Origin of the sequence: Amazonocrinis nigriterrae CENA67 (genome assembly GCF_016056305.1) — a bacterium.
GTDB classification, from domain to species: Bacteria; Cyanobacteriota; Cyanobacteriia; order Cyanobacteriales; family Nostocaceae; genus Amazonocrinis; species Amazonocrinis nigriterrae.
Genome location: NZ_JAECZC010000015.1, coordinates 69,613 through 81,196, shown reverse-complemented (window position 1 = coordinate 81,196; position 11,584 = coordinate 69,613). Strand labels below are relative to the sequence as shown.

The 11,584-nt window shown below is 39.5% G+C and carries 15 protein-coding genes; 10 read left to right on the top strand and 5 right to left on the bottom strand.

Translation table 11 applies throughout. From position 1 onward, the window contains the following. Positions 1–521: 521 nt before the first annotated feature. The 10 genes from I8748_RS11160 (at position 522) to I8748_RS11115 (ending at position 7,353) form a co-directional block, all read left to right on the top strand. Positions 522–2,990: an ATP-dependent Clp protease ATP-binding subunit gene (locus I8748_RS11160; RefSeq protein WP_198124646.1), complete on the top strand. Its 2,469-nt coding sequence runs from the start codon at positions 522–524 to the stop codon at positions 2,988–2,990. 167 nt (positions 2,991–3,157) lie between these two features. After that, positions 3,158–3,496 carry a DUF6972 family protein gene (locus I8748_RS11155; protein ID WP_198124645.1) on the top strand — a complete coding sequence of 113 codons (339 nt, stop codon included), beginning with the start codon at positions 3,158–3,160 and terminating at the stop codon, positions 3,494–3,496. Then, complete coding sequence (locus tag I8748_RS11150) at positions 3,444–3,713, top strand: hypothetical protein (RefSeq protein WP_198124644.1); 270 nt, start codon at positions 3,444–3,446, stop codon at positions 3,711–3,713. The genes I8748_RS11155 and I8748_RS11150 overlap by 53 nt, the downstream gene beginning before the upstream one ends. A 118-nt stretch (positions 3,714–3,831) precedes the next feature. Then, on the top strand, positions 3,832–5,028 hold the full coding sequence (locus I8748_RS11145; RefSeq protein ID WP_198124643.1) for a restriction endonuclease: 1,197 nt from the start codon (positions 3,832–3,834) through the stop codon (positions 5,026–5,028). Between the two features lie 61 nt (positions 5,029–5,089). After that, positions 5,090–5,362, top strand: coding sequence for a hypothetical protein (locus I8748_RS11140; protein ID WP_198124642.1), 273 nt, complete (start codon positions 5,090–5,092; stop codon positions 5,360–5,362). Next, on the top strand, positions 5,362–5,724 hold the full coding sequence (locus I8748_RS11135; protein ID WP_198124651.1) for a clan AA aspartic protease: 363 nt from the start codon (positions 5,362–5,364) through the stop codon (positions 5,722–5,724). The genes I8748_RS11140 and I8748_RS11135 overlap by 1 nt, the downstream gene beginning before the upstream one ends. A gap of 54 nt (positions 5,725–5,778) precedes the next feature. Continuing rightward, positions 5,779–5,997 (top strand): hypothetical protein, encoded by a 219-nt coding sequence (locus tag I8748_RS11130; protein ID WP_198124641.1) that lies wholly within the window; start codon positions 5,779–5,781, stop codon positions 5,995–5,997. After that, the gene (locus tag I8748_RS11125; protein WP_198124640.1) at positions 5,987–6,349 is read left to right on the top strand and encodes a type II toxin-antitoxin system PemK/MazF family toxin; all 363 of its coding nucleotides are present in this window, start codon (positions 5,987–5,989) and stop codon (positions 6,347–6,349) included. Before I8748_RS11130 ends, I8748_RS11125 begins: the two co-directional genes overlap by 11 nt. A 10-nt stretch (positions 6,350–6,359) precedes the next feature. Next, complete coding sequence (locus I8748_RS11120) at positions 6,360–6,875, top strand: DUF1877 family protein (protein WP_198124650.1); 516 nt, start codon at positions 6,360–6,362, stop codon at positions 6,873–6,875. Positions 6,876–7,113: 238 nt separating this feature from the next. After that, complete coding sequence (locus I8748_RS11115; protein WP_198124639.1) at positions 7,114–7,353, top strand: hypothetical protein; 240 nt, start codon at positions 7,114–7,116, stop codon at positions 7,351–7,353. 238 nt (positions 7,354–7,591) lie between these two features. Here the strand turns inward: I8748_RS11115 and hypB are convergent, their stop codons facing one another. The 5 genes from hypB to hypD all read right to left on the bottom strand — a co-directional run bounded on the left by hypB (position 7,592) and on the right by hypD (position 11,531). Beyond that, positions 7,592–8,467 carry a hydrogenase nickel incorporation protein HypB gene (gene hypB, locus I8748_RS11110; protein WP_198124638.1) on the bottom strand — a complete coding sequence of 292 codons (876 nt, stop codon included), beginning with the start codon at positions 8,465–8,467 and terminating at the stop codon, positions 7,592–7,594. After that, positions 8,458–8,799 (bottom strand): hydrogenase maturation nickel metallochaperone HypA, encoded by a 342-nt coding sequence (gene hypA / locus I8748_RS11105; protein ID WP_198124637.1) that lies wholly within the window; start codon positions 8,797–8,799, stop codon positions 8,458–8,460. Before hypA ends, hypB begins: the two co-directional genes overlap by 10 nt. A 103-nt stretch (positions 8,800–8,902) precedes the next feature. Beyond that, a complete protein-coding gene (gene hypE / locus I8748_RS11100) occupies positions 8,903–10,006 on the bottom strand; it encodes a hydrogenase expression/formation protein HypE (protein ID WP_198124636.1) in 1,104 nt (367 codons plus the stop codon). A gap of 92 nt (positions 10,007–10,098) precedes the next feature. Next, positions 10,099–10,314 carry a tautomerase family protein gene (locus I8748_RS11095; protein WP_096557441.1) on the bottom strand — a complete coding sequence of 72 codons (216 nt, stop codon included), beginning with the start codon at positions 10,312–10,314 and terminating at the stop codon, positions 10,099–10,101. Between the two features lie 65 nt (positions 10,315–10,379). Continuing rightward, positions 10,380–11,531 carry a hydrogenase formation protein HypD gene (hypD, locus tag I8748_RS11090; RefSeq protein ID WP_198124635.1) on the bottom strand — a complete coding sequence of 384 codons (1,152 nt, stop codon included), beginning with the start codon at positions 11,529–11,531 and terminating at the stop codon, positions 10,380–10,382. Between the last annotated feature and the right edge of the window lie 53 nt (positions 11,532–11,584).

Below are 11,584 nucleotides of genomic sequence, written 5' to 3'. Positions count from 1 at the left end.
GGGGATTGGGGATTGGGGATTGGGGATTGGGAAGAAACCGCTGTTTGATTAACTAATATTTTTTCCCAGTCCCTATTGCCCCTAATCCCCACTTCCTGCGGTCGTGGGGGCTCCGAGTTCCCCAGTCCCCAGTCCCCATCATAATTTCATGAAAAAAAACTTATTTTCAGACAATTTATCCTATTAAAATATTTAATCTTTAAAATTATTTCATTAAATAAAATATATAAATACTAAATTTACTTGACATTTGTAAAACAAATATGATATGAATTGATATTTGTGACCAGAAAAATAGAATATTAACCACAGGAATAGGCTGTGAGTAATAAACCTCAGAAATGCTGGTAAATTCAAGCTCCTCAGTATACTAGCTACATAAAACGTAACAAATAGTTAGCAATTGCACCATTAACTTGGGTATTAGCTCTTGGGCGTCTATAATCTTTATACAGGCGTCCAAAAGCTTAGCCTGTGCTAAAATCAGCGTACCGGCACGACGCAGGTGATGGGATAAAGCTATGTTTGAACGCTTCACAGAAAAAGCAATTAAGGTAATCATGCTGGCCCAAGAAGAGGCCCGCCGTTTAGGTCACAATTTCGTCGGCACCGAACAGATCCTCCTGGGTCTGATCGGGGAAGGGACGGGAGTGGCGGCCAAAGTGCTGAAATCTATGGGTGTCAATCTCAAAGATGCCCGGATTGAAGTAGAAAAAATCATCGGGCGGGGTTCTGGCTTTGTGGCTGTGGAAATTCCGTTTACGCCACGGGCAAAGCGAGTTCTAGAACTATCCTTAGAAGAAGCGCGCCAGTTAGGGCATAACTACATTGGCACCGAGCATCTGCTGTTGGGCCTAATCCGGGAAGGGGAAGGTGTGGCAGCCAGGGTGCTAGAAAACCTAGGGGTGGATCTATCTAAGGTAAGAACCCAAGTGATTCGGATGCTGGGAGAAACAGCAGAAGTTTCGGCTACCGGACAATCGGGGCGCACCAAAACTCCAACTTTGGATGAATTTGGCTCGAACCTAACCCAAATGGCGACAGATAATAAGCTCGACCCAGTGGTAGGACGTGCCAAAGAAATTGAGCGGGTGATTCAGATTTTGGGTCGCCGGACTAAAAATAACCCAGTGCTGATTGGGGAACCAGGGGTAGGTAAAACTGCGATCGCTGAAGGTCTAGCTTCACGCATTGCTAACAAAGATGTCCCTGACATCTTGGAAGATAAGCGCGTGGTGACACTAGATATCGGCTTATTGGTAGCAGGAACCAAGTACCGGGGTGAATTTGAAGAACGCCTGAAGAAAATCATGGACGAAATTCGCCAGGCGGGTAATGTCATTCTTGTGATTGACGAAGTTCACACCCTAATTGGTGCGGGTGCAGCAGAAGGTGCCATCGACGCAGCAAATATCCTCAAGCCAGCTTTGGCTAGAGGTGAATTACAGTGCATCGGCGCGACCACCTTGGATGAATACCGCAAGCACATCGAGCGGGATGCAGCCTTGGAACGTCGCTTCCAGCCAGTAATGGTCGGTGAACCAACTGTAGATGAAACAATTGAAATTTTGTACGGTCTACGCGATCGCTACGAGCAACACCACAAGCTGAAAATTTCCGATGAAGCCTTGGTGGCGGCGGCGAAATTGTCTGACCGTTACATTAGCGATCGCTATTTGCCAGATAAAGCCATCGACTTGATTGACGAAGCAGGTTCTCGCGTCCGTTTGATTAACTCCCAACTGCCACCCGCAGCCAAAGAGTTGGATAAGGAACTGCGGCAAATACTTAAAGAAAAAGACGATGCAGTGCGTTCCCAAGACTTTGATCGGGCTGGGGAATTGCGCGATCGCGAAATGGAAATCAAAGCGGAAATTCGCGCGATCGCTCAAAGCAAAACCAACGCTTCCGGTAACGAAGGTGAAGAACCAGTAGTCACCGAAGAAGACATCGCCCACATCGTCGCTTCCTGGACAGGCGTACCGGTGAACAAACTCACCGAATCCGAATCTGAGAAGCTGCTGCACATGGAAGACACCTTGCACCAGCGTTTAATTGGTCAAGAAGATGCTGTGAAGGCAGTTTCACGAGCCATTCGCCGCGCTCGTGTCGGTTTGAAAAATCCCAATCGCCCCATTGCTAGCTTTGTCTTCTCCGGGCCTACCGGGGTGGGTAAAACTGAGTTAGCAAAATCCTTGGCTTCTTACTTCTTCGGTTCCGAAGAAGCAATGATCCGCCTGGATATGTCCGAATACATGGAGCGTCACACCGTCAGCAAACTGATTGGTTCGCCTCCAGGCTATGTTGGTTACAACGAAGGTGGTCAGTTAACCGAAGCTGTGCGCCGTCGTCCTTACACAGTGGTGCTGTTCGACGAAATCGAAAAAGCGCACCCCGATGTATTCAACATGCTGCTGCAAATTTTAGAAGACGGTCGCTTAACCGACGCCAAAGGTCGCACCGTTGACTTTAAGAATACCTTGCTGATTTTAACTTCTAACATCGGTTCTAAGGTAATTGAGAAAGGTGCCTCCACCATCGGCTTTGAATTTGCCGACGATGCTGGCGAATCACAATACAACCGCATTAAGACTTTGGTCAACGAAGAACTCAAACAGTACTTCCGTCCAGAGTTCCTCAACCGCTTGGATGAAATCATCGTCTTCCGTCAATTGAGCAGAGACGAAGTGACCCAAATCGCCGACATCATGCTCAAAGAAGTGTTTGGCCGCCTGACAGAAAAAGGTATCACCTTAGAAGTCACCGAACGCTTCAAAGACCGCTTAATCCAAGAAGGTTACAGCCCCAGCTATGGTGCAAGACCATTACGTCGGGCGATTATGCGTTTGTTGGAAGATAGCCTAGCAGAAGAAATCCTTTCTGGTCGCATCAAAGATGGCGATACAGCCGTTGTGGATGTAGATGAAAATGGTAATGTTCAAGTAAGTTCTCAACAGCCACGGGAATTGTTACCCCAAGGCATTGAGTAAGATTTAAATTTTGGGATTAAATCTCAAATAAAATATTAGGAAACGGTAGAGGATAAATTTCTCTACCGTTTTTTGTGTAAAGACGTAGCAGAGTAGATAGTCGCAGCTGAACCTTAAAAAACTCATAATCACTTTAGTTTCATCTCTCCTATTTTTACGTGAGTTCAATGAGCGGAATTGATCGTCAAATTACTCTTGACGTTAAACAAGTTGCTAAGCATATAGCAGGTACACCTCAAATGCAAAGACTTATTAAACGAGGACTTGCAGCTCATGTATTTAATGATGAAACTACCATGAACCAAGTTGCCCAAGCCATAATAGAAAGTGGACAGTTTACTGGAATTATTCGAGGATATGAACGCTACGGAATGTTTTTTAATGAACCAATAGGTTATAGAATCAGTCCAGATGGTAGCCGTATTCCACTCAATTATGGGGAGATAAAAATCAATGCAGACAACCAATACCATGTCATCCCCCGAACAAAACCTAGTGAAGAATGACTGGGAATTTACAGAAGTATGGATAGATCCAATGTTGTCTCCTCCATACATTCTTTTATTGCTCTGCGATAGTGAGGAAAATTGCCAAATTTATGATCCGGCGCAGGGTTATAAAGTTATATTTTCTAGTCAAAGTTATGAGACAGCCAAGTTATGGTTATTAGAAGATGAGTATGAACCAATTACAGGTAGGCTATTAGCTACAGAATTAGCGTGAATTAGTTAAACTTCATGAATAAGTTTGGAAGAAATTATTATGCTGACAATATCTACCTAACAGACAGATAAAAAAAGCTAAGGCTATTACTAAATATATAATTTATTTTCATTTGTATATGAGCCAATTAGATCAAGCTTTACGTCAATTTGAAGCTGTTGAAGCAAATTTAGTCAAACTAGAAAATTTATGGAATTTGCTACAAAACAATATACCTGAAGGAATTGTATTCGGGGTAAATCCTGATTATGAAGATGCTTGCCGTTCCTATGAACATATACTCACAGGTTTACCATTGATTGATGGGTGGAAACCGACATCACTACCTTGTAGTCTTGATGAGATTGCCCAAGATCGTCTTGATGCACATCAAGTTGGAGTACTAGAATTTGAAATTGAAGTAGAGCGTCGAATTCAAGAGCCTGGCAAAGAACTAAGGGAGTATAGATTTCATTTCAATCAAAAGCGACGAAAGCTTGTTCAAAACACAGTGTTAGAAATTTCTCATGAAATAGATCAAGTACTAGATAGACTTCAAAAAATTTATCCTGTTGACTATAAATATGAACCTGTTTGTAAAAAAATTGAAGATGCAGATTGGCAGATCCTCCGTAATAAGATAAAGCAAATAGATGTCTTACTTGGTAGTAGCGTACCTCGTACTCAAGGATGGAACGACATAAAACGTCATATTTCTTATGCACAAATTAATGATTTGAGAGATATTGTCCTATATGATTGGCCATCTATAAAAAAAGGATTTCAAGTATCACTATACACTGCAAATGAACCAATCTCAGTTGAAATTAATGATTTAGCCGAGCTTGTTGCATCAAAGCCTTCAGGCTCTATTTCTACTAGGTTAAATTGGGAAAAGCTTTCTGCTGAAAACTTTGAACGTTTAATATTTAATTTACTCACTTCAGAAAAACAAAGTTATCAGAATCCTGAATGGTTGATGCACACTAACGCCCCCGATCGTGGTCGTGATCTGTCTGTTTATCGAGTTTATCAGGATCAATTAAGTGGGACAATCCGTAAACGCATTATTATTCAGTGTAAACATTGGCTTACTAAAAGCGTTCCTCCATCAGAGATTATTGTACTACAAGGGCAGGTAAAACTTTGGGAACCGCCAAGAGTGGATATTTTAGTAATTGCTACAACAGGGCGCTTTACATCTGATGCTGTTAGCTATGTCGAGAAACACAACCAATCAGATTCAGCTATGACGATTGAGTTATGGCCAGAGAGCCATCTTGAAAGTATCCTCGCTTCAAACCCAGCTTTAGTTGCAGAGTTTGGTTTGCGATAATATCCATTAAAGTCATCACCTCTAAAACAACATCTTTCAAATAGTAGTAAGGAGTAAAATTGTGCAAACCATACTTTTAAGCCGCGAAGAAGTTGGACGACGTGCCAAAGAACTATACGAAAATAACATTCGTCAACAAGTGGAACGAGAAGAAAATATCGGTAAAATGGTGATTATTGATATAGAAACAGGTGATTACGCAGTTGACAAAACAGGTATAGAATCGGCGCGATATTTACGAAACAAACACCCATTAGCTCGATTTTTTGGTATTCGTATAGGTTACAAAGTTGCTGCTTCCTTCAGTGGCGAAATGGAGCGTGATACTCGGTAATTTCTGGCATTGTCAAGAACGGACGCCCAAGCGTTAATATAATATTTCGACTGCCAAATCAACCAGATTTTAGTATTGAATTTTTGATTGATACAGGTTTTACAGAATTTCTTTCCCTACCTTCGGCAGCAGTTAGTTTGTTGGGTTTTCCTTTCTTGTATGATGCATATGCAAATTTGGCTGACAATAGTAATGTAATCTTGCCAGTACACCAAGCTACTATTATTTGGAATGGAGAAGAACGGGAAGTTAATGTACTTGCTACAGGACGGCTACCTTTATTAGGTACAGCTTTACTTGATGAGCATGAACTTGTAATACAGTTTACTGAAAATGGATTGGTAACAATAGAGGAGTTTTAGTTCTGGATTTTTTCATCGACAGCATCAAGAGCAATTACCAATTACAGTTAATTTATGGAAGTTTCAAAGTTTACTACTCCAAGTGAGAATACCCAGCTAGAAAAAATAGAAACGCCTATAAAATACAAAAACATCAGCCGTCGTGAGTTTATGAAGTTGCCACTAGAAGAACGGCAGCGTATACTAGCAGAACAAGCTGAGTTAATGTTACTACATTACCAGCAAGATAAAGAATGGCAAGAATTAGAGGCAGGAGACTTAATTGATTATTAGCTCTCTTGGGCCTAAACGGGGTGATATTTGGCTGGCTAATTTTGACCCAACAGTGGGAGCAGAAATTAAAAAAGTCAGACCTGCTGTAGTGGTAAGTTCTGATGGTGTTGGTAAATTGCCCATTAAATTAATAGCACCAATTACAGATTTGAAGGAATATTACACTGGTAATATCTGGCATGTCAAAATTGAATCAGATAAAACGAATAATTTAACAAAAGCTTCTGCTGTAGATGTTTTACAATTGCGCGGTATGGATGTGCAAAGATTCATCCGTAAAATTGGAGAATGTTCGACTGAAATTATGGAAGAAATAGCTGCGGCTATTGCTGCGGTAGTTGAGTATTTTTGACAAAGCTTTTATGGGTATTGAACTGAGTTACAGACGCCTCACACCTGAAGAGTTTGAAAGATTACATAATGATGAGGCGTATGCTAGTATTTATTTTGGTGATGATTTAGAAACAGATGAAGAGATCCATGCTTATTTTGAAGCATTAAGAGTTAGCGATCGCTATCTAGACCTTGATAAATATTGGCGATCGCTATACTTCTTGTTTACAGGTGAATTTCCATATGATGACAAAACTAATAGTGAAACCTGGCTTAAAAACATGTTTATGGGAGGAAAAGCAACACAGTGGGAAGCAACTTATGGAATGGTACGTTATTTCACTGTAAGCGAAGTTAACGATATAGCTGAAGTTTTAAATCATGTTTCTGTTGAGGATTTACAAAATCGTCTTAATCAATTATTTGAATCTTCCAAAAGCAGAGCCTATATGGAGCCACATCATCTTGATTTATATGCTCAGTTAGTCAATTTTTTTAGCAAAGCAGCACAACAAAGCGAGATAATACTTTTGTCGTTTGACTAATTTAGTCTTGCAAGTATATTTTTATTTTTATCCTTAACTATACCGTATTTGGGATTTGAGATTTGGGGTTGAGAATTGCTTTGTGTGTCTGGGTTGGGTGAATCTATCTCTCACATTCTTTTTACAAATGGGTTTAATGTGGCTTTAACTACCGTATTAAGTTGAATTAGTAAGATAAAGTTGCTTAATATATGTCATTAAAGTACTGACTTAATTTAGTAGCAAAAAAGGATAACCAATGAGCAAAGAAGTAGCCAAAGTAATCTTATGGGAAGAAAATCAAAAAGATTTTCTTAAAAAGTTCTATGATCTACAATTTGTTCCCAGAATAGGAGAGGAAATTTACATAAAAAAGGATAAATGGAGAGTAACTAAAGTTGAACATGATTTAGAAGTTAATGAGGTTAATGTCTACATAGAATTACTCAAAAAAGTAAAGCAAGATAAATCATCGCAGGATAAATCATCTAATTCATAGCCCCTCTTAAAGTACCCTCTTCCCAGATTTATAGCAAAGTGCTGAGTAAAAACCCAGTTATTTCAAGGCTTTGTGATATAGCCGTGTCCTAACACATATGACCACGGTCATATCACAAAGCTTGAAAGAAGAGGGATGAAAAACGTTGAAAATCTAAATCAGCAAAAATTTATAGTAGTTTGGTATCGGTTTCCTGACTAAATAATTGATGTATAAATTGGACTACCCTGAATATTGATTATATTAATGATTTTTCCTCACTTGTGAGAAATTCTGGATTTGACAAGTTTGTGGACTTTTCAGATAGCCATTTATACCAATTATCTAATCCTATGCCAGTTTTTGCAGAAACCTGAAAAATCTCAATATGCGGATTAACCTGTCGCGCATATTCTATACATTTTTGCACATCAAACTGCACGTAAGGTAGCAAGTCAATTTTAGTGAGAATCATAATCTCACTAGCACGAAACATATGGGGATATTTTATCGGTTTATCTTCTCCCTCTGTCACCGAAAGAATTACTACTTTTGCCTGTTCTCCTAAATCAAATAAAGCGGGACAAACCAAATTTCCCACATTTTCAATCATCACAACTGAGTTCAAAGGTGGATTTAGTTGTTGTAAACCCCTGTCTATCATTGATGCATCCAGATGACAGCCTGTCCCCGTATTAATTTGGATAACTTTACAACCTGTTTCTCTAATTTTTTGAGCGTCATTAGTTGTTTCTTGGTCGCCTTCAATAACACTAATGGTAAGCTGATGTTTTAAATCATTGATAGTTTGCGTTAAAAGAGTTGTTTTTCCTGCACCAGGAGAACTCATTAAATTTAAAGCAAGAATATTTCGCCCTTTGAACCAACCCCGATTTTGGGCTGCAATTAGATTATTTTTTGCTAAAATATCTTGTTCTAAAGATATAGTTGTATTATGAATTTTGGCGTGAATTTGAGATACTTCGCTATGAGTGTCGTGACTATGTGAATGAGTAATTACAGTACCATCAGGTAAAGTGTGAGTATGGTGATGATGGTTGTGTTCAAATTCACCTGTTTCTAAATTAGTAACTTTCCCTTCACTATCATCAGAACAACCACAAGTTACACACATACTTCCTCTATTTCTATTTCCTTAATTTTTAGTTCTTCACCAGTTATTAAATCTAAATGCACGCTACCACAGTTACAAACACCAAACGGTTTATCCAAAGCTATTTCAGTACCACATTGCCGACATCGTGCTAAACCAGGTATTTCTATAATTTCTAAAGTCGAACCTTCTAAAACTGTCCCTTGAGTACAAATATCAAAACAAAATTGCACAGCATCAGGCATAATTGCTGAAAGTTTGCCAATTTCTAACACAACTCGTAAAACTTTTTTAGCTTTGGCATGTTCAGAAACAATTACCACAATATTTTGTGTAATTCCTAGTTCATGCATAGAGAAAATTATTAAAATTATACCAATTGCATATAAATCTTTTCTTGCACACTACTCCTTTAAGCATTCTCTTTCTTTGTGTCTCTGTGTCTTTGTGGTTCAATTAACAAATTCGTGGCAATTGTTCACCTACCAACATATCCACAATTCTTTCAGTACCAAAAGCGGTTTTTAAAAAGACAACCCCTGGGGGTGAAGCAATAACTTCACCAATGATACAAGCATCTTTACCTGCGGGGTGAGATTTCATCGCTGATAAAACAGCCTCAGCATTCTCTCGTGCAACCACCACTACCAGCTTACCTTCATTCGCTAGATATAACGGATCTAAACCTAAGATTTCGCAAACTCCTTGAACTTCTTCACGCACTGGTATAGACTCTTCATTAATACGAATCCCTACATTAGAACTGAGGGCAAATTCATTTAAAACTGTGGCTAACCCCCCCCGTGTAGCATCCCGCATTGCATGTACTTGTGGGCAAACTTTGAGGATAGTTTCGACTAAATTATGCAACGGTTGACAGTCACTTTCAATATCGGTTTCTAATGCTAACTCCCCACGGGCAATTAAAATTGCTGTACCATGATTGCCTAATTCACCATTAATAATTACTACATCTCCAGGTTGAATATTGTGGGCGGAAATGCTGACTCCCGCCAGAATAACGCCAATACCAGCAGTATTAATAAATAGTTTATCAGCAGCACCACGATGTACAACTTTAGTATCACCGGTAACGATTTGCACACCAGCTTTATTCGCGGCTGCTTTCATACTTTTAGCAACACGCCGCAAAATTTCCACAGGTAAACCTTCTTCTAAAATAACGCTACAGGTGAGATATAACGGTTTAGCACCGCTGACAGCTAAATCATTAATTGTACCATTTACAGCTAATTCACCAATATCACTACCAGGAAAAAATAAAGGATCTACAACATAGGAATCAGTGGTGAAAGCCAGTCTATCTCCTTGTTGTAGAAGATTAGATAAATTCAAACTAGCTTGGTCTTCTAACTGTGAGAGAATCGGATTATCAAAACTACTGACAAAGATATCATCAATTAAATCGCGCATTGCTTTACCACCGCTACCATGTGCGAGGGTGATATGCGTATCTTGAACTTTTCCTTGGCGGCGGCGGACTTGTTCTATTTTTTGAAAAAGGGTATTTTTAGTTGATTTATTTAAAGAAATATCCATTGTTAAAGTTTTTTACAAATTGTTTGGATATCATATTGTAGGGTGTGTAAATCTTACCAAATTCATACACCCTACAATTTGCTAACTATATCTTATCTGCCTGCTTCGTCATGTCTACCACGATGTCTATCGGAGTGTAATAGACCACCTACAGCCCAATTCTCGCGTTCAAATTCATCAATGTGAATAGTTATCCATTCTGGTTTAGTATCTAACGCTGAAACTAAGGCATTGGTTAGGGCTTCTACTAGTCGCCGTTTTTTTTCGATGGAATGACCACGGGCAATTTTGACTGTAACGAATGGCATATGATTGTACTCCAATCACAAGATGATTGTGTTGTAAGGTTTGGGTTGGTCACTTTCATCTTAGGTTATGGCGTTAGAATTATCATTTCTTGTTCAGCAATTTTTTTATTAGCAAGATGGGAAAATCTTCCGTATTTGTAATAAGCTGCACAAGCACCTTCGGAAGATACCATACAAGTACCAATGGGTGTTTCTGGAGTACAAGCTGTACCAAATACTTTACATTGCCAAGGTTTTAAAACTCCTTTAAGGATTTCTCCACATTGACAAGCTTTATGGTCAGCAACTTTGCGGTTTGGAATGGTAAATTTTAGTTCTGCATCAAATTGTGCATAATCAGGATGGATTTTTAAGCCTGAATAAGGTATGTCACCTAAGCCACGCCAATCAAAGTTTTCTCGTACAATAAAAACATGGTTCATGGCATTTAATGCTACTGGATTACCAGCTTTTTCTACTAGTCGGTTATATTGGTTTTCCACTTCACAACGATTTTCAATTAGCTGTTGTAACAGCATCCAAATTGATTGAAGTATATCTAATGGTTCAAATCCAGAAATTACAATTGGTTTATGATATTGTTGGGCAATAAATTCATAAGGGTCTGTACCAATTACCATGCTGACATGACCAGGGCCGACAAATCCATCTAGTTGCAAATCAGGATTATTTAATAATGCTTGCAGGGCGGGTATCACGAGGACGTGATTACAAAACATACTAAAGTTATGAATTTTTTCGGCTGCTGCTTGCAAAATTGTGAAGGCTGTGCTGGGGGCTGTAGTTTCAAAGCCGAGGGCGAAAAAGACGATTTCTTTATCGGGGTTGTCTTTAGCAATTTGCAGGCTGTCTAGCGGTGAGTACACCATACGTATGTCTGCGCCTTGGGCTTTGGCTTGGAGTAAGCTGGTTTTGGAACCGGGAACGCGCATAGTATCGCCAAAGGTAGCCAAGATGACGTTATGATTTTGGGAGATTGCGATCGCATCATCTAATCTCCCTTTTGGCATGACGCATACTGGACAACCAGGCCCATGAATTAACTCGATGGTTTCGGGTAGAATTTCTTCGATACCATATTTAAAGATGGAGTGGGTATGTCCGCCACATACTTCCATAATTTTGATTGGTTTTTCTAGCTGCTGGCTTAATTTTGCAATTTGGCGGCGTAAGGCTTCAGCTTTTTCTGGTTCTCGAAATTCGTCTACATATTTCATAGGAAGTGGGGAATAAGAGGTAACGAACCGCAAAGGACACAAAGGACACGAAG

Bases quoted from the DNA above. Each gene is read 5' to 3' on its own strand.
- I8748_RS11160 (WP_198124646.1), top strand. From the start codon at position 522: ATGTTTGAACGCTTCACAGAAAAAGCAATTAAGGTAATCATGCTGGCC.
- I8748_RS11155 (WP_198124645.1), top strand. From the start codon at position 3,158: ATGAGCGGAATTGATCGTCAAATTACTCTTGACGTTAAACAAGTTGCT.
- I8748_RS11150 (WP_198124644.1), top strand. From the start codon at position 3,444: ATGCAGACAACCAATACCATGTCATCCCCCGAACAAAACCTAGTGAAG.
- I8748_RS11145 (WP_198124643.1), top strand. From the start codon at position 3,832: ATGAGCCAATTAGATCAAGCTTTACGTCAATTTGAAGCTGTTGAAGCA.
- I8748_RS11130 (WP_198124641.1), top strand. From the start codon at position 5,779: ATGGAAGTTTCAAAGTTTACTACTCCAAGTGAGAATACCCAGCTAGAA.
- I8748_RS11120 (WP_198124650.1), top strand. From the start codon at position 6,360: ATGGGTATTGAACTGAGTTACAGACGCCTCACACCTGAAGAGTTTGAA.
- I8748_RS11115 (WP_198124639.1), top strand. From the start codon at position 7,114: ATGAGCAAAGAAGTAGCCAAAGTAATCTTATGGGAAGAAAATCAAAAA.
- hypB (WP_198124638.1), bottom strand. From the start codon at position 8,467: ATGTGTGTAACTTGTGGTTGTTCTGATGATAGTGAAGGGAAAGTTACT.
- hypA (WP_198124637.1), bottom strand. From the start codon at position 8,799: ATGCATGAACTAGGAATTACACAAAATATTGTGGTAATTGTTTCTGAA.
- hypE (WP_198124636.1), bottom strand. From the start codon at position 10,006: ATGGATATTTCTTTAAATAAATCAACTAAAAATACCCTTTTTCAAAAA.
- I8748_RS11095 (WP_096557441.1), bottom strand. From the start codon at position 10,314: ATGCCATTCGTTACAGTCAAAATTGCCCGTGGTCATTCCATCGAAAAA.
- hypD (WP_198124635.1), bottom strand. From the start codon at position 11,531: ATGAAATATGTAGACGAATTTCGAGAACCAGAAAAAGCTGAAGCCTTA.